Origin of the sequence: Streptomyces sp. NPDC058092 (genome assembly GCF_042884935.1) — a bacterium.
Taxonomy (GTDB): Bacteria; Actinomycetota; Actinomycetes; order Streptomycetales; family Streptomycetaceae; genus Streptomyces.
The window spans coordinates 121,258-141,383 of record NZ_JBHVSY010000010.1 but is presented as its reverse complement, the minus strand read 5'-3'; the positions used below and the strand labels follow the sequence as shown (position 1 = coordinate 141,383).

The 20,126-nt window shown below is 70.4% G+C and carries 12 protein-coding genes; 4 read left to right on the top strand and 8 right to left on the bottom strand.

All coding sequences use genetic code 11. The features are described 5' to 3' along the window. The first annotated feature begins 292 nt into the window (after window positions 1-292). From ACFVV1_RS18730 to ACFVV1_RS18715, 4 genes are all read left to right on the top strand, one after another. Window positions 293-4,165 carry an endo-alpha-N-acetylgalactosaminidase family protein gene (locus tag ACFVV1_RS18730; RefSeq protein ID WP_389990280.1) on the top strand — a complete coding sequence of 1,291 codons (3,873 nt, stop codon included), beginning with the start codon at window positions 293-295 and terminating at the stop codon, window positions 4,163-4,165. Window positions 4,166-4,299: 134 nt separating this feature from the next. Beyond that, window positions 4,300-6,678 carry a polysaccharide lyase 8 family protein gene (locus tag ACFVV1_RS18725; RefSeq protein WP_389990279.1) on the top strand — a complete coding sequence of 793 codons (2,379 nt, stop codon included), beginning with the start codon at window positions 4,300-4,302 and terminating at the stop codon, window positions 6,676-6,678. 777 nt (window positions 6,679-7,455) lie between these two features. Continuing rightward, on the top strand, window positions 7,456-9,039 hold the full coding sequence (locus ACFVV1_RS18720; RefSeq protein ID WP_389990278.1) for an acyl-CoA carboxylase subunit beta: 1,584 nt from the start codon (window positions 7,456-7,458) through the stop codon (window positions 9,037-9,039). 66 nt (window positions 9,040-9,105) lie between these two features. Further along, a complete protein-coding gene (locus ACFVV1_RS18715) occupies window positions 9,106-9,309 on the top strand; it encodes an acyl-CoA carboxylase subunit epsilon (RefSeq protein WP_389990277.1) in 204 nt (67 codons plus the stop codon). A 206-nt stretch (window positions 9,310-9,515) separates the two neighbouring features. Here the strand turns inward: ACFVV1_RS18715 and ACFVV1_RS18710 are convergent, their stop codons facing one another. From ACFVV1_RS18710 to ACFVV1_RS18675, 8 genes are all read right to left on the bottom strand, one after another. Continuing rightward, window positions 9,516-10,097, bottom strand: a complete 582-nt coding sequence (locus ACFVV1_RS18710; protein ID WP_014048542.1) for an ATP/GTP-binding protein — start codon at window positions 10,095-10,097, stop codon at window positions 9,516-9,518. Further along, window positions 10,078-10,698 (bottom strand): DUF742 domain-containing protein, encoded by a 621-nt coding sequence (locus tag ACFVV1_RS18705; RefSeq protein WP_389990276.1) that lies wholly within the window; start codon window positions 10,696-10,698, stop codon window positions 10,078-10,080. The genes ACFVV1_RS18710 and ACFVV1_RS18705 overlap by 20 nt, the downstream gene beginning before the upstream one ends. Window positions 10,699-10,787: 89 nt before the next feature. After that, on the bottom strand, window positions 10,788-11,201 hold the full coding sequence (locus ACFVV1_RS18700) for a roadblock/LC7 domain-containing protein (RefSeq protein ID WP_073727376.1): 414 nt from the start codon (window positions 11,199-11,201) through the stop codon (window positions 10,788-10,790). Window positions 11,202-11,211: 10 nt separating this feature from the next. Then, complete coding sequence (locus tag ACFVV1_RS18695; RefSeq protein WP_389990275.1) at window positions 11,212-14,355, bottom strand: nitrate- and nitrite sensing domain-containing protein; 3,144 nt, start codon at window positions 14,353-14,355, stop codon at window positions 11,212-11,214. Window positions 14,356-14,702: 347 nt separating this feature from the next. Next, window positions 14,703-15,284 (bottom strand): ATP/GTP-binding protein, encoded by a 582-nt coding sequence (locus ACFVV1_RS18690; RefSeq protein ID WP_072487286.1) that lies wholly within the window; start codon window positions 15,282-15,284, stop codon window positions 14,703-14,705. Further along, window positions 15,265-15,672 (bottom strand): DUF742 domain-containing protein, encoded by a 408-nt coding sequence (locus ACFVV1_RS18685; protein WP_003966010.1) that lies wholly within the window; start codon window positions 15,670-15,672, stop codon window positions 15,265-15,267. Before ACFVV1_RS18685 ends, ACFVV1_RS18690 begins: the two co-directional genes overlap by 20 nt. A gap of 132 nt (window positions 15,673-15,804) precedes the next feature. Further along, the gene (locus tag ACFVV1_RS18680) at window positions 15,805-16,227 is read right to left on the bottom strand and encodes a roadblock/LC7 domain-containing protein (RefSeq protein WP_003966009.1); all 423 of its coding nucleotides are present in this window, start codon (window positions 16,225-16,227) and stop codon (window positions 15,805-15,807) included. Further along, complete coding sequence (locus ACFVV1_RS18675; protein ID WP_389990274.1) at window positions 16,228-19,992, bottom strand: nitrate- and nitrite sensing domain-containing protein; 3,765 nt, start codon at window positions 19,990-19,992, stop codon at window positions 16,228-16,230. It abuts the gene before it with no gap. Window positions 19,993-20,126 lie beyond the last annotated feature (134 nt).

Genomic DNA, 20,126 nt, shown 5'->3' with positions numbered 1-20,126 from the left:
GGTTCGGGGTGAGGGCCGACTTCGGGGAACTTTTCCACCGTTCCTGCACATATCCGTGGCCCAAGGGGCGATCCCAGCCCGTTCGGCGCTCGTTCACTGCTGCCCGCCCTGATGCCGTTCGTCCTGCTGCGGGCCGCCACCCGGCGGGGTCGCCCACCGCCGTACCTGACGAGCGGTCACTGCCCCCGTCCGGCGCTCCGCTTGGACTTACGCAACACGGTTGTTGGACTGGAGCGCCCAGAGAAGCCGCACGTCGTTGACGGTGTCCGGACAGGGGGACTACTCAGAGCACATGTCGCGAAGATTTACTTCGGCGGGCGCTGTCGCCGCCGCCTCAGCCGCCGTCCTGGCGCTGGTGGGGACCGCGCTCCCCGCCACCGCCGCCGCCCCTTCTCCCGCCGCAGTCGAGTCGGCCGTGCCCGCGGACGCCGCCGTCATCCAGTCCGCGCAGCTCTCGGTCGCCGTCGCCGACGACTTCCCACGCGTTCTGGCGTACACCGACAAGGCCAGTGGCAGCCGGCTGCTCGGCAGTACGCAGCCGGTCACCGCCGTCACCCTCAACGGCACCGCGCACCCCGTGAAGCTCAAGGGCGCCCCCGAGGTCACCGCCTCGGCCGCCCGCTACACGCTGACCTTCACCGATCTGCCCGGCATCGAGATCGACGCCTCGCTCTCCGTCTCCGGACGCGCCACCACCTTCAAGGTGACAGCCGTCCGCGACACCGAGGCGTTCCGCGTCGGCACCATCGACATCCCCGGCCACGACCTGGTCTCGGTCGGCTCCACGGACACCGGCGCCGCCACCGCCTTCACGCGGCTGGACAACGACTCGACGAAGACCGCCGACGTCTTCGCCGCGGTCACCCCGGACACCGGCGCCGACAAGGCGCCGGTCGGTGCCTCGTACGCGTTTCTCAACACCGGCTCCCTGGCCGCGGCCGTCGAGTCCAACTCCTCGTACGACAAGCCCTCCGGCGCCACCGGCGGCGACGACGCCCGGTTCTGGCACCAGGCGCGCAAGGCCGACGACGGCAGCGTCCGGGTCGGCGTCTGGTCCGGGCAGTGGACCTACCGCGGCGAGGGCGCGCCGAAGCCGGAGAGCGGGGACGCACTGCCCTGGGCGAAGGTCGTCGTCACCCCCGACGCCAACGGCGACAAGTCGGTCGACTGGCAGGACGGCGCCGTCGCCTTCCGCTCCATCGGCATCACGGCGCCCGGCAGCAAGGACACCCCGGACCGGGTCATCACCCACATCCCGTTCAACTTCGCCAGCCAGGCCACCCACCCCTTCCTGCGCACCCTGGACGACGTCAAACGGATCTCGCTCGCCACCGACGGCCTCGGGCAGCTGGCGCTCCTCAAGGGATACGCCTCCGAGGGCCACGACTCCGCCCACCCCGACTACGGCGGCAACTACAACAAGCGCGCCGGCGGGCTGAAGGACCTCAACGCGCTCCTCAAGGACGGCAAGAAGTGGGGCGCCACCTTCGGCGTCCACGTCAACGCCACCGAGGCGTACCCGGATGCCAAGGCCTTCGACGAGAAGCTCGTCGACAAGACCAGGCCCGGCTGGAACTGGCTCGGCCAGAGCTACTACATCGACCAGCGCCGCGACATCAACAGCGGTGACCTGGCCAAGCGCTTCCAGCAGCTGCGCGACGAGACGGACTCCAACCTCAGCCTGCTCTACATCGACGTCTACTACACGCACGGCTGGATCGCGGACAAGACCCTGCAGTCCGTGCAGAAGCAGGGCTGGAACGTCGCCACCGAGTGGGCCGACAAGTTCGAGCACGGCTCGCTCTGGTCGCACTGGGCCAATGACCTCGACTACGGCGGCGCCACCAACAAGGGCCTCAACTCGAAGATCATCCGGTTCATCCGCAACGACGAGAAGGACGTCTGGAACAACGACCCGGTCCTCGGCCAGACCGCCATCGACGAGTTCGAGGGCTGGACCAACGAGACCGACTGGAACGCCTTCTACGACAACGTCTGGCAGCGCGACCTGCCCGCCAAGTACCTCCAGCAGCAGAAGATCACCCGCTGGAACGGCAATGACATCGCCTTCACCGGCGATGTGCGGGGCACCGTCGAGGACGGCAGGCGGACCTTCTACGACCACGGCCGCAAGGTCCTCAGCGGCACCGACTACCTGCTGCCGTGGGACGGCGGCAAGAAGCTGTACCACTACAGCAAGTCCGGCGGTACGAGCAGCTGGGCGGTGCCGTCGGGCGGCACGTACACCGTCTACAAGCTCACCGACAACGGCCGGGTCAAGACCGGCACCGTCCGCCCGGTGGGCGGGAAGATCACGCTGACCGCCGAGGCCGGTCAGCCCTACGTCCTCTACCCGGACCAGGCACCCGGGGCCGCCGACGCCAAGTGGGGCGAGGGCACCCCGGTCGACGACCCCGGCTTCAACGACAACGGGCTGACCGCCTGGTCGAAGACCGGAACCGTCACCCGCGACACCGACGACCAGGGCCGCAACAGCGCCAGGCTCTCCGGCACCGGCACGGCGGCGCTCGCCCAGAGCATCACCGGCCTCAAGCCCGGCACGCGCTACACCGCGTCCGCGCTCATCGAGGTCCAGCCCGGAAAGACCCGGCACACGACGCTCTCGATCGGCGGGAAGTCCGTCGCCGTGGACCGCTCCACCGCCAAGGACTACGTCGCCGCGTCCGACTGGCACGGCACCTACTTCCAGCGCGCCAGGGTGAACTTCACCGCCCCCGCGAACGGCCGCGCCACGCTCCGCATCGAAGCGGCCGACGGCAGCACGGCGACGGTACGGGCCGATGACGTACGCCTCGTCGCGAACGCTCCGGCCACCCGCGAGAACACCGTCGTGTACGAGGACTTCGAGGACGTCGACCAGGGCTGGGGCCCCTTCCTCAAGGGCGACGCGGGCGGCTCCACCGACCCCCGGACCGTCATCTCCCAGCTGCACGCCCCGTACACCCAGGCCGGCTGGAACGGAAAGCTCATCGACGACGTCATCGGCGGCAAGGAGTCCCTCAAGGCCCACGAGGAGAACACCGGACTCGTCTACCGCACCGCCCCCTGGACCGTGCCGATGACCGACGGCCACCGCTACAAGGTCGAGTACGACTACCAGTCCAGTCACTCCGGCGCCTACGAGTGGGTCGACGGCTACGACCGGATCACCGCCGAGGGCAAGCCCGCCTCCGTCGAGACCCGGACCACCCCCGTCGGACAACAGCGCACCACCGGCCACTTCACCGAGACCGTCACCGCGGGCTGCGGCGACACCTGGACCGGGCTGCGCAAGCGCGGCGACGCACCCGACGGCGCCGACTTCGTCCTCGACGCGTTCACCGTGACCGACCTCGGCCCGGCCCCCGCCGCCGAGCAGGCCGCCTGCGGCACGCTCGGTGTCGACCCGGTCGCCGAGACGCTGGAGCCGGGCACGGCCAACACCGTCAAGGCGAGCTTCACCAACTACGAGGCCACCGCGGCGACCGGTGTCGCGCTGAGCCTGACCGTCCCCGAGGGCTGGCAGGCGGAGCCCGTCGGCGCCGTCACCTTCGACTCGGTCGCGGCGGGCGCGAAGGTCACCGGCAGCTGGCAGGTCACCCCGCCGGTCGACGCCAAGTACCAGACGTACAGCCTGAGCTCCCAGGTGACGTACACGGTCGGCGGCGCGCGGCGCACGCTCGGTGCGCAGACCTCCGTACGGACCCTGCCGCCGCCGCCCACCACGGACAGCTGGGCCAGCGACCTCGACTGGACGGCCGCCGAGAACGGCTGGGGGCCCGTCGAGCGGGACCTCTCCAACGGTGAGCAGGGCAGTGGCGACGGCACCCCGCTGAAGATCGGCGGCACCACCTACACCAAGGGCCTCGGCAGCCACGCCCCGGCGAAGATCCGCTACTACCTGGGCGGCACGTGCACCTCCTTCACCGCCCAGGTGGGCGTGGACGACGTGCAGACCTCGCGCGGCAGCGTGCAGTTCGGCGTCCTGGCCGACGGCACCGAGAAGGTGAAGTCACCGGTCCTGAAGGCGCCCGACAACGCCTGGTCGCTCACGGCCGACATCACCGGCGCCACGTACGTCGACCTGGTCGTGGGCGACGGTGGCGACGGGAACGGAAACGACCACGCGGACTGGGGTGACGCACGCTTCCATTGCGGTGGTTGAGACCACAGGATGCGGGGTGGGTGCGTACCACGAGCACCCACCCCGCACCACTTCTCACCCCTTTCGCGAGGGCGTCCACCCACCCCGCACCCTTTCCGCGCCGGCGTCCACCCCCTGACGAATGGGAGCCTCACATGCCGAACCCGTCCGAAATGTCACGCCGTACTCTGCTCGCCCTCTCGACCGCCACCGCACTGGCGGTCTCCCTCCCCGGCTCCGCGACGGCCGCGACGGCCGTGGCATCCACCGAGGCAGCCACCGGGGCCGGCGCGGGGGCCGACGAATTCGACGCCCTCCGCCTGCGCTGGGCCGACATCGCCCTCGGCACCGGCTTCGACGCGGCCGCCGAACCCTTCGCCTCCCGCCTCGCCGAAACCGGCACGCTCGCACGGGGGTTCCGGGCGACGATGAATCCGGCCGCCGACTCGCTGTGGCCCGGCTTCCTGTACAACCCGCCGTCCGGCATCACCCAGAGCTACAGCCGCCTGTGGACGATGACCCAGGCGTACGCCCAGGCGGGCACCGGATCGACCGGCGACGCCACGCTCCTCGCCGACATCCTCCGCGGCTACGACCACCTCGCCGCGACCGCCTACCACGCCTCCGTCACCCCGTACGGCAACTGGTGGGAGTGGCAGATCGGCAGCCCGCGCCTGCTCATGGACATCACGTCCGTCCTGTACGAGCACCTGGGCGCGGCCCGCGTCGAGGCCGCCTGCGCCGCCGTCGACCACTTCGTCCCCGACTCCGTACTCCGCGACTACAGCGGCACCTCCACCGGCGCCAACCGCGTCGACCTCTGCCGCTCCGTCACCCTGCGCGGCGTCCTCGGCCGGGCGCCCGCGAAGATCGCCCTGGCCAGGGACGCGCTGTCCCCGGTCTTCCCGTACGTCACCGACGGAGACGGCCTGTACGCGGACGGGTCGTTCATCCAGCACACCACCGTCGCCTACTCCGGCACCTACGGCCAGGTCATGCTCGACGGCCTCGGCCGCCTCTTCGCACTGCTCGCCGGATCCACCTGGGCCGTCACCGACCCGGGCCGGCAGATCATCCTGGACAGCGTCGAGCACGCCTACGCGCCGCTGATCTACAACGGTCTGGTCATGGACAGCGTCAACGGCCGTGCCATCAGCCGCGGCTACCTGAAGAACGACGATCTGCGGGTGATGCGCGGCGACCACTTCCACGGGCAGGGCATCATCGCCGGGATCGCCCTCCTCGCCGCAGGCGCCTCCCCGGCCGAGCGCGACCGGTGGCACGGCATGATCAAGGGCTGGATCGCCCGCGACCGGACGAGCCCGATCCTCACCGCCCGCCAGTTCGGCATCGCGGACCTGGCCCGGCTGCACGCCGTCCAGGCCACCGCGGCGCCGGCCGCGCCCGAGCGGGTGGGCCACCACCTCTTCGCCGGCATGGCCCGCGCCGTCCACCGGCGCCCCGGCTGGGCCGCGGGCATCTCCATGGCCTCGGAGCGGATCGCGCACTACGAGTGCGGCAACGGCGAGAATCCGCGCGGCTGGCACACCGGCGCCGGAATGCTCTGCTGGTGGCCCGGCGAGAAGGAGAACGACCAGTACACCGACTGGTTCTGGCCGACCGTCGACCCCTACCGGCTGCCCGGAACGACCGTGTCCACCAAGCGGCTCGCCGACAAGGCGGGTGGCGAATGGGGTGCGCCCAGGCCCGCGGTGAAATGGGTCGGCGGCGCCACGGACGGCGAATTCGGCGCGGTGGGCCAGCACCTCAAGGGCCTCGGCTCGACCCTGGAGGCCCGTAAGTCGTGGTTCTGCGTCGCCGACACGGTCGTCTGCCTCGGCGCCGGCATCACCGGCACCGACCAGGTCCCCGTCGAGACGATCGTCGACAACCGCATGCTCGGCGAGGGCGGCACGCAGCCGCTCACCGTGGAGGCGGGCGCCGGCCCCCGCTGGGCCCACCTGGAGGGTCACGGCGGCTGGGTCCTCCCCGGCGGCGCCGGCCTGCGTACCCTGCGCGAGGACCGCACCGGCGCCTGGTCCGATATCAACACCACCAGCTCCACCGAGCGCCGCACCCGCCGCTACCAGACGCTCTGGCTCGACCACGGCACCGACCCGGTCGACGCCGACTACGTCTACCTGCTGATGCCCGGCGCCTCCCGCCGTACCGTCACCGCCCGCGCCGCCGACCGGCGGTGGCTGACCGTGCTCGCCAACACGGCCGCCGCGCAGGCGGTCGCCGTCCGCTCGCAGGGGGTGACCGCCGCCAACTTCTGGCAGCCGGGCGCGGCCGGTCCGCTCTCCGTCACGGCCGCGGCGAGCGTGCTCGTACGGGAGGGGCGGCGTACGACGACGGTGTGCGTCAGCGGCCCCGACCGGACCGGTGCGCCGGTGGACGTCGTCTGGGAGCGGCCGGTGAGCGCTGTCGTCTCGGCGGACCCCGGCATCGAGGTGCGGTCCACCGGCCGGCGCCTGGTGCTCAGGGTCGAACCGGGGACGGAGGGACGCACCCTGCGGTGTGACGTCCGGTAGACACCGGGTGACCGGAGGTGTCCGGGGACTGGGAGCGGCACCCGTTGCGCGCGTTCCCTCATGCGCTATGGGGAGTTGAAGGCGCACTGGCGGCTCCGGCTGCGTCGCGGCGGGCCGCACGGGCCGGTGTGCGGCGCCGGAGTGCTGCTCACCCAGGACCGGGCGCTGACCTGCGCCCATGTCGTCGGCAAGCCGGACGCCCGGATGGGGGTGCGGTTCGCCGAGAACCCCGGCATCGCCCCGGTCGGGGCACGGGTCGCCGAGGACGGCCGGCTGCCCGGCCTCGGCGCGACCCGTGAGGACATCGCCGAGCCCAGGAGGAGTGGGGCCGCAAGGCCGGGGTATTCTCGCCGGACTCCGCCGTGCACGCCAAGAGCGGGGCGGTCGAGAAGCGGATCAGCGCCCGGCTCACCGACCATCGGGTGCCGCTCTGCCCGGACGCCTCCGACGTCATGCCGGCCGCCGTGCGGGACGCCTTCTACGAGGCCGTGCTGCTGACCATCGCTCACTCCGGTGACCCGGTGCGGGAGCGTCCGGAAGCGATTCAGAAGGTGCAGGACGCCCCAGGACGCCCAACCGGAGGACACCCCGAGGCTGACACACGTGTGCAGCAGACCACAGTGATTCTTTGTCGGACCCGTACAAAGACTCACCTACGGGGGCTGGTACATCGCCTGCATGAGGCCCGACTTCTGTCAGGCTCCACCAGGAAACGGGTCAGGAGACTGTACGGAGTCGACGGCAGGATTTACTTGCCGCGCTTCGTAGGGTCGGTACATGACCGTTGTGGACGAAACCCCGGGCGAGCCGAGCGACACCCGTGGCCGTGTGGCCGAACTGCTGGCACTGCGCGAGCAGGCCCGCCGCGGACCGAGTGACCGGGCGACCGAGGCGCAGCACGCCAAGGGCAAGCTGACGGCGCGTGAGCGCATCGAGCTGCTGGTCGACCCGGGTTCGTTCAAGGAGGTCGAGCAGCTGCGCCGGCACCGGGCGACCGGCTTCGGCCTGGAGGAGAAGAAGCCGTACACCGACGGTGTCATCACCGGCTGGGGCACGGTCGACGGCCGTACCGTCTTCGTCTACGCGCACGACTTCCGGATCTTCGGTGGCGCCCTGGGCGAGGCCCACGCCACCAAGATCCACAAGATCATGGACATGGCCATCTCGGCCGGTGCCCCGCTCGTCTCGCTGAACGACGGCGCGGGCGCCCGTATCCAGGAGGGCGTCAGCGCGCTCGCCGGATACGGCGGCATCTTCCAGCGCAATACCAAGGCCTCCGGCGTCATCCCGCAGATCAGCGTGATGCTCGGCCCGTGCGCGGGCGGCGCGGCCTACAGCCCCGCCCTCACCGACTTCGTGTTCATGGTCCGCGAGACCTCCCAGATGTTCATCACCGGACCGGACGTCGTGAAGGCGGTCACCGGCGAGGAGATCACCCAGAACGGCCTCGGCGGCGCCGATGTGCACGCCGAGACCTCGGGCGTCGCGCACTTCGCGTACGACGACGAGGAGACCTGCATCGCCGAGGTCCGCTACCTGATCGGGATGCTGCCGTCCAACAACCGGGAGAACCCGCCCGCCGTGGCGAGCGACGACCCGGCCGACCGGCGCGGCGACGTCCTGCTGGACCTGGTGCCGGCCGACGGCAACCGCCCGTACGACATGCACAAGGTCATCGAGGAGCTCGTCGACGACGGCGACTACCTGGAGATCCATGAGCGCTGGGCCCGCAACATCATCTGCGCCCTGGCCCGTCTGGACGGCCAGGTCGTCGGCATCGTCGCCAACCAGCCGCAGTCCCTCGCCGGTGTCCTGGACATCGAGGCGTCGGAGAAGGCGGCCCGGTTCGTCCAGATGTGTGATGCATTCAACATTCCCATCATCACTCTTTTGGACGTACCCGGCTTTCTGCCCGGGGTCGATCAGGAGCACGGTGGAATCATTCGGCACGGTGCGAAGCTGCTCTACGCGTACTGCAACGCCACGGTGCCGAGGATCTCGCTGATCCTGCGCAAGGCCTACGGCGGTGCGTACATCGTGATGGACAGCCAGTCCATCGGTGCGGATCTGACGTACGCCTGGCCGACCAACGAGATCGCGGTGATGGGCGCCGAAGGCGCCGCCAACGTCATCTTCCGCCGGCAGATCGCCGACGCCGAGGACCCGGAAGCCATGCGGACCCGCATGGTCAAGGAGTACAAGGCCGAACTGATGCACCCGTACTACGCCGCCGAGCGCGGCCTGGTCGACGACGTCATCGACCCCGCCGAGACCCGCGAGGTGCTGATCGCCTCGCTCGCCATGCTCCGCACCAAGCACGCCGACCTGCCGTCCCGCAAGCACGGCAACCCCCCGCAGTAGTCCGCGGCCCCCGCAGCAACCCTGCCGGACCCGCGAAGACCTGCCGAGAAGACGGAGAAACCGCCCATGAGCACTGCCACCGAGTCCGTGCTGCGCGTCGAGAAGGGTCTTGCCGACCCCGAGGAGCTGGCCGCCATAACCGCGGTCCTGCTCGCCCGCGCAGCCGCCCAGCCCGCCGCGCCCCCCGCCCACCGCGGCCGCAGCACCGCCGGCTGGCGCCGCCTGGAACGCACCCCGGGCTTCCGCGCCCCGCACTCCTGGCAGGGCTGACAGACACCCGCACGCGTGAGGCCCCGCACTCCTCCGGCTGAATTCCGGGAGTGCGGGGCCTCACGCATGCGCGACCTCCGGCCACGCTCTGTCCTCGATCTCCCCCGTAGCCTTGACGACACGGGGGGATCCCCTTGACGGGCTCGATCCACGAGCCCGCCCGGCGGTCGAGGACGGGACGGTTGCCGGACGACCCGGCGAACCCCCTAACGCAACCGCGCCATCAGCGCGTGCTCCACGAGTGTGATCAGCGCACTCTTGGCGTCCGCGCGGTGCCGCGCGTCCGTCGTGAGAATCGGCGTGTCCGGCCCGATCTGGAGGGCTTCGCGGACTTCGTCGGGGGTGTAGGGCTGGTGCCCGTCGAAGCCGTTGAGGGCGATGACGAAGGGGAGCCCGCTGTTCTCGAAGTAGTCGACGGCGGGGAAGCAGTCGGCGAGGCGGCGGGTGTCGACGAGGACGACGGCGCCGATGGCGCCGCGGACCAGGTCGTCCCACATGAACCAGAAGCGGTCCTGTCCGGGCGTACCGAAGAGGTACAGGATCAGGTCCTGGTCCAGGGTGATGCGGCCGAAGTCCATCGCCACCGTCGTGGTGGTCTTGTCCCCGGTGTGCGTCAGATCGTCGATGCCCGCGGACGCGGACGTCATCACGGCTTCGGTGCGCAGCGGATTGATCTCCGAAACGGCACCGACGAACGTGGTCTTACCCACGCCGAAGCCCCCTGCCACCACGATCTTCGCGGAGGTAGTGGAGCGGGCCGCTCCGCCGCTAGAGCTTGCGAAGTCCACTGAGCACCCTTTCGAGCAGTGTCACATCTGGCTGGCCGCCGGCGGACTCGTCGCCGCCGGGCTGATGGATAGCGACGAGTCCGGCCTCTGCCAGGTCGGCTACGAGGATCCGGGCAACGCCGAGCGGGATCGAGAGCAGTGCCGAAATCTCGGCGACCGACTTGATCTCGAAGCACAGCCGGCAGATCCGCTGGTGCTCGGGCAACTGCCCTTGCAGCCGGGACGGATCGGCCGTGGTACTGACCAACGCCTCAATGGCGAGTTGGTAGCGCGGTCGTGTCCGGCCGCCGGTCATGGCGTACGGACGGACCAGCGGATTGTGCGCTGCCGGCGCGGCGGGCTCAGGGGCCTGCCGCGGCTGCACGGGCTGGATGCGGGGCGACTGGGGCGAGTCGAAACGGTGCGGCCGCTGCGGGGGCCACCCGGAGCCCTGCTGGGCACCGTACGGCTGCTGCGGCGGTTGCGGCTGCTGGTAGGGCTGATACGGCTGCTGGGCGCCCTGTCTGCCGGGTGTGGAGGGGAAGTTGAACCGGTTGTCCCCGTGCTCACCCGGTACGTTCTGGCCACCGTTGTACCGGTGTCCGCCTGGGGGTGTTGCCACGATGCCTCCTCCGCCTGCCGGTCCCGATCCCAGTGGGTCCGCGCCACCGCACTTTATGGTGCGGTGGCGCGAAACGCACTGTCTGTCTACTAGTTAAGAAGACTTCCCTGAAGTTCGGCGCGGAGGTCCGGGGTGAGGACGCCGCCCGCGCGGTCGACAAGAAGGGCCATTTCGTACCCGACAAGACCGATATCGGCGTCCGGATGCGCGAGAACGGCCAGTGAAGATCCGTCGGAGATGGACATCAGGAAGAGGAATCCGCGCTCCATCTCCACAACCGTCTGATTCACCGCGCCGCCTTCGAAGATCCGCGAGGCGCCCGCGGTCAGCGAGGTCAGACCGGAGGCGACGGCCGCCAGCTGGTCGGCGCGGTCGCGCGGAAATCCTTCGGACATGGCCAGCAGGAGTCCGTCGGCGGAGACCACCACCGTGTGCGACACCCCGGGGGTGTTGTCCACGAAGTTGGTGATCAACCAGTTGAGATTCTGCGCCGCCTGGCTCATCGGGCTCACACTAACGCTCCTGGTTGTAGGTATTACTTGTGTCCGAACCCGCGTTACGTCCCCGCAGCACGCCCCGCCGCAGGTTGCTCAACCTGCCGCGGACGTCCTCGGGGGCGCGGGAGACCTGAGGGCCGCCCTGCAGGGTCTGCTCCGCCGTACCCTCGACCAGATTGGCCTTGGGCACCCGCCGGGGAAGCCCGGACGAGGTGACCCCGCCCGCCTTCGGCTCCCGGAGCTTCTCGGCCCGCTCCCAGCGCTCGTCGTTCGTCGAGCGCCAGTCGTCGGAGCCGGTCTCGTCCTGCTGTGCGGACGGCGGCTGCGGCGGCAGTTCCTGCTGCTGCGGCGGCAGTTCCTGCTGTGCGGCTGCGGACCGGTTGTTCCCGCGGCCGGTGGGCTGCCAGTGCTGCTGACCGCCCCGGCGCGGCAGACCGGCTTCGGTCAGCTCGTGGCCGGAGTTCGGGGTGGGCCCCGGACGGTCGAAGCCTACGCGTTCCTGCGGCTCGGCGGGGGCGTTCGGGACAGATTCCGCTTCGACCTGCGCAGGCGGCACGTACGCATCCTGATACGCGCCCTGATTCGCCCATTCGTCCTGGTGGGGCTGGGGGGCGAACGGTTCCTCGTACGACGGCTGCACGGTCTCACCGGCCGCATATGCCGCCTCCGCATAGCCGCCTTGCCGGGTGTGGCCGGGCTGCTCGGCGAAGCCCGCGTCACCGGCGTAGGGGGCGTAACCGCCCTCGTACGGAGCCTGCTCGTACTGCTGCGGCTCCTGGGCGTACCCGTTCCCGGCGTACGGATCCTGCGCGAACTGCGGGCGCTCACCCGTCGCCTGCGCCTCCAGCGCGGCCCGGCGCTCCTCACGCATCAGCGAACGGCCCACCGGGTCCAGCTGCGGGGTGTCCGCCGACGGCTGCTCGTAACGCGAGTCGTCGAAGCCGAGCTCCGCCGCCGTGCGCATCTGCGGGGGCGCGGGCTGCTCGAAGCCCTGCTGCTGCGGAATGATCGAGGAGACGGTGAAGTCGTCCTGCGCGGCGGCCGGTTCGCCGCCGCCACCGTGGGTGATGGCGTCCGGCAGCATGACCAGCGAGGTGGTCCCGGCCTGCTCGCCCGAGGGACGCAGCTGGACCCGGATACCGTGCCGGTCGGCGAGCCGGCCGACCACGAAGAGACCCATCCGCTGCGACACCGCGGCGTCCACGGTCGGCGGGTTGGCCAGCTTGTGGTTGATGTCGGCGAAGTCCTCGGCGGTGAGACCGATGCCCTTGTCGTGGATCTCGATCATCACGCGGCTGTCGGGCAGCCGGGTCGCCGTGATCCGCACCTTGGTCTGCGGGGAGGAGAACATGGTGGCGTTCTCCAGCAGCTCGGCCAGCAGATGCACGAGGTCGGTGACGGACTGGCCGTGGATCTCGGTCTCCGGCACCCCGGAGAGCTCCACACGCTCGTACGACTCCACCTCGGAGGCGGCGGCCCGCAACACGTCGACCAGCGGAACCGGCTGGTTCCAGCGGCGACCGGGCTCCTCGCCGGCCAGCACGAGAAGGTTCTCGCCGTTGCGCCGCATCCGGGTGGCCAGGTGGTCCAGCCGGAAGAGGCTCTCCAGCTGGTCCGGGTCGGCCTCGTTGTTCTCCAGGCCGGTGATGAGGGTCAGCTGGCCCTCGATCAGCGACTGGTTGCGACGCGACAGATTGGTGAAGATCGCGTTGACGTTGCCCCGCAGCATGGCCTGCTCGGCCGCCAGCCGGACCGCCTCGCGGTGCACCTGGTCGAAGGCGCGGGCGACCTCGCCGATCTCGTCGCGGCTGTCGATCGGGATCGGCTGGACGCGGGTGTCGATCCGGCCCGGATCGGTCCTGGAGAGCTGGTCGACCAGCATCGGCAGCCGCTGCTCGGCGATCCCGAAGGCGGCGGTACGCAGATGGCGCATCGAGCGGCTCATCTGCCGCGCCATCAGCCCGGCCAGGACGAAGGCGGCCAGCAGGGCGACGATCACGACGGCCGCGTTGATGAAGGCGTCGTTCCTGGCGCTGGACGAGATGTCCGCGGCCTCGGTCACGGCCTTGTCGACGAGCTCGTCCTCGACCGTGGTGTAACCGTCGAACTTGGCGGTGGCGGCGGCCATCCAGGTCTCGGGCGTGATGCCCTTGGCGGCCAGCTTCTGGGGGGACTTCCCTTGCCCGATCTGCTGGGCCATGCCGTCGAAGACCGAGCCGTCGACACTGGGCGGTGTGACGAACGGGACCCCCGCGGCGTCGGCCTGCTCCTTCGCCTTCTTCAGCTTCTTCGCGCCGTCGGCCGACTGCGCGGCCATGACCTGCTTCAGCCGGGCCGCGTCGGCCTCCGTACCGCCGGAGACGAACTCGCCGAGCGCGATCTGCTCCAGGTAGTTGTACGAGCCGAAGGCCTTGACCTGGGCGTCGAACGTGGCGCTCTCCTGGCTCGGACGCACCAGCAGGTGCATACCGATGGAGCGCTGAAGCGATTCTGCAGCCTTGGCGAGCTCGAGCGCGTAGACCGTACGGCCGTAACTGGTGATGTTGCCGGTGCCCAGACCCAGCTCGTTGCAGAACTCCATCAAGGAGTGCTGCACCTGGACATAACCCTCCTCCGTCTTCACCGGGTTCATCGCCTCGGCGTAGGCGGCCTTGCGCAGCTCGGGGAGTTTGGGCTCCTCCAGCCGGAACAGTTGAAGGCGCCGCTCCAGACCCTGCTTCTTGGGCATGTCCTTCACGGCCGTGTCGAACTTGGCCGCGGCGGCGTCGGTGGTCGCCCGGACCTGGCCGATGACGGCGGAGCCCCGCTTGTTCGACAGCAGGGGCTGAGCGGAGAGGTCACGCTCATTGAGGAGTGCCTGGCCGTACGCGGAGGCCGCGCGCACGATCAGCGCGGTCTTCTCGGCCTCCTGCGCCTCCCGCCAGGTGTCGATCGAGCCCTTCACCTGGAAGCCGCCCATGACCAGGCCGACCAGCACCGGGATCAGGAGGATCGCGTTCAGCCGAGTGGGCACCCGCCAGTTGCGCGGGGAAAGCCGGCTTGAGCTGCCCCCGGACTTCGCCGCTCGGGACATATCGGCAGGCGACGCCGCAGCGCGGGGCGGCGGGGTGAAATTGCCCCGCTCCGGCTCCGCCACGGAGCCCTCGTTGCTTCGCCTCACTCGACCAACAACCTCTCGGCGTCGGCACCTACGTTGTGCCGTGTTTCGTTCAGGGCCGTACTACTCGGGAGTTCGTCGAATTCCAGCACGGGGACCGGTCGCGTTCCAAACAGTCGGAACCAGCCATTCCGAGTGGTCCAAGCCTCAGATAAAACGGGCATAAAGAACGAGCCCCGCCAAAAGGCGGGGCTCATGTGAGCGCAGCGATACCGATTGAACGCATCGGGTGTTGAACGCGGGACAATTCTCTGTCGAAACGTTATGAACGCGGGGGCGGATCGTGTCAAAGGACACAGCCCGCCCCCGTTTGGCTACGGTAACTGCCGTATGTCAATACAGACTTGTGCTTACTTCAGCCGTGCCATCAGCGCGTGCTCCACGAGCGTGATCAGGCCGCTCTTGGCGTCTGCCCGGTGCCGCGCGTCCGTCGTGATGATCGGGGTGTCGGGGCCGATCTGGAGGGCTTCGCGGACTTCGTCGGGGGTGTAGGGCTGGTGCCCGTCGAAGCCGTTGAGGGCGATGACGAAGGGGAGCCCGCTGTTCTCGAAGTAGTCGACGGCGGGGAAGCAGTCGGCGAGGCGGCGGGTGTCGACGAGGACGACGGCGCCGATGGCGCCGCGGACCAGGTCGTCCCACATGAACCAGAAGCGGTCCTGTCCGGGGGTACCGAAGAGGTACAGGATCAGGTCCTGGTCCAGGGTGATGCGGCCGAAGTCCATCGCGACGGTCGTCGTCGTCTTGCCGCCGGTGTGCGTCAAGTCGTCGATGCCCGCGGACGCGGACGTCATCACGGCTTCCGTACGCAACGGGTTGATCTCCGAAACGGCACCGACGAACGTGGTCTTACCCACGCCGAAGCCCCCTGCCACCACGATCTTCGCCGAGGTGGTGGCCCGGGCAGCACCGCCACTAGAGCTTGCGAAGTCCACTGAGCACCCTTTCGAGCAGTGTTACATCCGGCGCGCCGCCGGCCTCTCCATTGCCCGGCTGGTGGATGGCCACCATGCCGGCTTCCGCCAGGTCCGCGACAAGAATCCGGGCCACACCGAGCGGCATCGACAGCAGCGCCGAGACCTCGGCCACCGACTTGACCTCACGGCAGAGGTGGCAGATCCGCTGGTGCTCGGGGAGCAGCGTCCCCAGATGCGCGGGGTCGGCCGTGGTGGAGACCAGCGCCTCTATCGCGAGCTGGTAGCGAGGCCGGGTCCGGCCGCCGGTCATGGCATACGGACGGACCAGCGGCTGGTCGCCTTCACCGTCGTACGACGCGTGGTGCAGTGCGCCGTACGGATCGGGTGAGGCGGGTGGCGGGGTCATGAATCCTCCGGGCGTGACAGCAGAGTGTCGGCTTGCCGTCTGAAGGGGCCGGTGGGGGCTCTAAGCGGCCTGACGGGTGAGTGATGAGGGCATTACCTGGGGCAATCGAATCTGTCATCGATCCGCGGCCGCCTAGTGGAGCAGGCTGCCTTGGAGCTCGGCACGGAGGTCCGGGGTGAGGACGGTGCCCGCTCGGTCGACCAGGAGGGCCATCTCGTACCCGACCAGACCGATGTCGGCGTCCGGGTGGGCGAGAACGGCCAGCGAGGAGCCGTCGGAGATGGACATCAGGAAGAGGAACCCGCGCTCCATCTCCACCACCGTCTGACTGACGGCGCCGCCCTCGAAGATCCGCGAGGCGCCCGCGGTCAGCGAGGTCAGACCGGAGGCGACGGCCGCCAGCTGGTCGGCGCGGTCACGGGGGAAACCTTCGGACATGGCCAGCAGGAGTCCGTCGGCGGAGACCACCACCGTGTGCGACACCCCGGGGGTGTTGTCCACGAAGTTGGTGATCAACCAGTTCAGATTCTGCGCGGCCTGACTCATCGGGCTCAACTAACGCTCCTGCGGGTGAGTGGGGCCGAGTGGAAAACTGCCGGTCGACGGGCCGTTGTTGGCCTGCCGTCCCTGCTGGATGCCCCGGCGGAGATTGGTCAACCGCCCGCGCACATCATCGGGCGCACGCGACACCTGAGGACCGGACTGATGGTTCTGCTGTTGGGCGGTGCCCGGAACCAGGTTGGCGCGAGGTACCCGGCGAGGCAGTCCGGAAGTGGTGACTCCGCCCGCCGCGGGCTTCTTGACCCGCTCCGCCTGCCGTACGAGTTCGTCGTTCGGCGAGGGGCGCCAGGAAGGTGTGGTGCCGCTGCCGTCGGCTCCGGTGCGGCGCGGCGCGGGGGCGGGAAGCTCCTGGCCGGGCTGCTGCGGGGCGGACGTGGGGGTCTGCGGCTCGGCCGGCGGCTGCTGGCCGCCCTGCTGCGGGCCGTGGAACCAGTTCGTCTCCAGGGTGTCGTACAGCGGCGTACGACCGTCCCCGGGCCCGGCCGGTGGCAGCGCCTCGGGCTGCGGCTGCGGCGGCAGGACCGGACGGTACTGCCCGTCACCGTGGGGCGCGGCGGGCGGACGCGGGGCACCGAAGTCCCCGTTGTCCCGGTCGCGCTGGCGCGGCACCGGCAGACCCTGGTCCTGCGCGGGCTGCGGCTGGCCGAAGTCGGGGCGGGCGAACTGCGCGGTGCCCGCCGGGTCCAGCGGCGACGGAGCCTGCGGGGCCGGACCGGAGAAGTCCGGGCGGGCGAACTCGGCGGTGGAGCCGGGGCCCTGCCGGTCGTCCATGGCCGGCCGCGGGCTCAGCGGCCGTTGGAACTGGCCGGTGGACTCGGGCTCCTCGTGACCGCGCGGGGCGTCCAGCGGGGTACGCCGCGGGGCGGACGGCTCATCGGCGCCCCAACTGGTGGTCTGCGAGCGCTGCGGCTGCGGATTGCCACCGGGCAGCTCGGCACGCGGACCGCCGACCGGGGGCAGCTGACGACCGGGCTCGACCGGGCCGCCGGACCGCGGGAAGCCACCCTGGCCGGCCGGGTTCTGCCGGGCCCGCTGCGGCTGCGGCGCCCCCCACGGGGCGGGGCCGTCGGCCTGCCCCTGCTGGTCGAAGGGGTCCTGGTCGTTGCGGTTCTGGCCGTTGTGGCTCTGGTCGTTCCGGTCCTGGCGGTTCTGGTCCTGGCGGTTCTGGCCGAACAGGTCGGCCCGTCCCGAGTCCGTACGGCCCGTTCCGTCGCCCTGGCCGCGCGCACCGAGCCGGGCGCCGTTGCCGAAAGCACCGGCGAGGCCGCCGCCCTGACGCTGCGGCTCCTGGCGCGCGTTGTCCTGCGGACCGGAGTCGGCCGGTCCGGTGGACTGGAAGCCGGTGTTCTGCTGACCCGGCTGGTTCTGCTGGTTCTGCGGCCGGCGGGGTCCGTTGTCCCGCGAGGGCAGTGCGGCGCGCGGACCGGAGCCCGCACCGACCTGACCACGCGCGGCGCCCGGACCCGAGGCGAGCCGGCCGGCCGGGGCCGCCGGAGCACCGCCGAGGCCGGGACGGGAACCGTTGCCCTGCCCCGGACCGCCGGCACCGCCGAGCAGTCCGCCGGGGGCGGGCTGCTGCCCCGGCCCCTGCTTGGGGGCCGGCTGCTTGCCGCCGTGCGCCACATCGACGGGCAGCATGACCAGCGCGGTCGTGCCACCGGAGTCCGAGGGCCGCAGCTGGATCCGGATGCCGTGACGCAGGGACAGCCGGCCGACCACGAACAGACCCATGCGGCGGGAGACCGAGACGTCCACGGTGGGCGGCGAGGCGAGCCGCTCGTTGATCGCCGCGAGGTCCTCGGGGGAGAGGCCGATACCCGTGTCGTGGATCTCGACCAGCACCCGCCCGTCGGGCAGCGCGTGACCGGTGACCCGCACCTTCGTCTGCGGCGAGGAGAACGACGTGGCGTTCTCCAGCAGCTCCGCGAGCAGGTGCACGAGGTCGTTGACCACGCGACCGGCGACCTCGGTGGCGGGCACCGCGGACAGTTCGATGCGCTCGTACTGCTCCACCTCGGAGGCGGCGGCCCGGAGCACGTCGACCAGCGGGACGGGGCGGGTCCACCGGCGGCCCGGCTCCTCGCCCGCGAGGACGAGGAGGTTCTCGCCGTTACGGCGCATGCGGGTCGCGAGGTGGTCGAGCTTGAAGAGCGAGGACAGCTGGTCCGGGTCGGCCTCGCGCGACTCCAGTTCGGAGATGAGCGAGAGCTGACGCTGGATGAGGCCCTGGCTGCGGCGCGAGAGGTTGGTGAACATCGCGTTGACGTTGCCCCGCAGAAGGGCCTGCTCGGCGGCGAGGCGGACCGCCTCGCGGTGCACGTCGTCGAAGGCCGCGGCCACCTGGCCGATCTCGTCCCGGGAGTGCACACCGACCGACTCGACCGAGGTGTCGACGTCCTGCGGGTCGGCCTCGGAGAGCTGCTTGACGAGCTCGGGCAGCCGGTCCTGCGCGACGCGCGTAGCGGTGTCCTGCAGCCGCCGCAGCGAACGGATCATCGACCGGGCTACGACGAAGGCACCGACCAGCGAGACACCGAGCACCAGCAGGATGAGCGCACCGCTGATGATCGCTTCGCTCTTCGACTGGTCGCGGAGCTCGCGGGCCTTGCCCTCCATGTCGCTGAGGAGGGTCTCCTCGATGGTCTTCATCGCCTGGATCTTGGTGGAGCTCTGGTCGTACCAGTCCAGGTAGGAGCGCCGCGGGGTGCCGGTCATGCCCGAGGGGGTGTCCAGCACCTTCTTCGCGTAGGTGTTGGCGGCCTTGATCTCCGGGTTGCCGTCGTCCAGCGTGGCGGTCAGCTCTTCGGCGTTGTTGCCGGTGGCCTGGTAGACGGCGGCGAAGGAGCGGCGTGCCGAGGTCTCCTTGCGCAGCGCGGCGCGGCCGAACTGCTTGTCGTTCTGATCGAGGTGCGGCTGCTTGTCGTTGCCGCCGGGCAGGGCCGCGGCGATGATCGCCCGCTGGACCGAGGCGTACTCCTTGGCGGAGGAGAAAGCCGCCAGCGCCCGGGTCCGCTTGATCATCTCCGAGTTGCTGGTCGCCTGCGCCATGTCCTGCGAGAGGCTCAGCAGCGAGGTGATCAGCTGGCTGTACTGGTCGACGGTCTGGAGACTCGGGGTTTTCTTGGCGTATGCCGTCTTGCGGATCTCGCGGATCTCGGTCAGCTGGCTGGCGATCTGCTGGACGCTCGAGTAGATGCCTTCGAGGGCCTCGTCGCCGGAGGGGTCGCCGATCGAGTTGGTGGCGTCGAGGAAGGCCGTCTTCGCCCGTTCGGTCTTCTTGCGGGGCTCGGTGACCTTGAAGTCGTCGGCCTTGACCCCGTTGGACAGCGGACCGGCCGAGCGGTCGCGCTCCTCCTGGAGCGCCTGGGCGAGCGTGGTCGCCTGCTTGGTCATCCTGGTCAGCAGCTGCATGTGATCCAGCTGCTGCATGTCGTTCATGGAGTCGTTGATCCGCAGCCCGCCCAGCGTGGTCGCGGCGACCACGGGAAGGGCGAGCAGGGAAACCAGACGCGTGCTGATGCGCCAGTTGCGAAGAGCTACTCGTGAGCCCGTGTTGACGGGGCCCCGGGGCTTGAGCGACGAGATCGGGTCGGTGCCGGCGGCCGCCGTGGCACCGGGGCCCCGGTCACGGTCGCTGCTGTCGCCGGCCGAGGCCGGTCCGGTGGACTGGGCGTGCTGGGGCGAGGAACCGCGGTCGGTCCCGCCGTGCGGCTCCTGCTCCGCCGCAGCGCTGCCATCCCTCTTGAAACGTCCCTGCACTAGCGTCGCAACCTCTGGACCAGGCGTCCCTCCGCGCGAAGCGGATGGGACGGTGTCGGCGTCGTGGGGCGTTGTACCCGCCCCATGGTGGTCGTGAGTGACCGGCGCTCTTCCCCTTCCCGCCGCCACTCGGC

Coding starts and splice junctions, on each gene's coding strand:
- ACFVV1_RS18730 (WP_389990280.1), top strand. CDS start 293: ATGTCGCGAAGATTTACTTCGGCGGGCGCTGTCGCCGCCGCCTCAGCC.
- ACFVV1_RS18725 (WP_389990279.1), top strand. CDS start 4,300: ATGCCGAACCCGTCCGAAATGTCACGCCGTACTCTGCTCGCCCTCTCG.
- ACFVV1_RS18720 (WP_389990278.1), top strand. CDS start 7,456: ATGACCGTTGTGGACGAAACCCCGGGCGAGCCGAGCGACACCCGTGGC.
- ACFVV1_RS18715 (WP_389990277.1), top strand. CDS start 9,106: ATGAGCACTGCCACCGAGTCCGTGCTGCGCGTCGAGAAGGGTCTTGCC.
- ACFVV1_RS18700 (WP_073727376.1), bottom strand. CDS start 11,201: ATGAGCCAGGCGGCGCAGAATCTCAACTGGTTGATCACCAACTTCGTG.
- ACFVV1_RS18685 (WP_003966010.1), bottom strand. CDS start 15,672: ATGACCCCGCCACCCGCCTCACCCGATCCGTACGGCGCACTGCACCAC.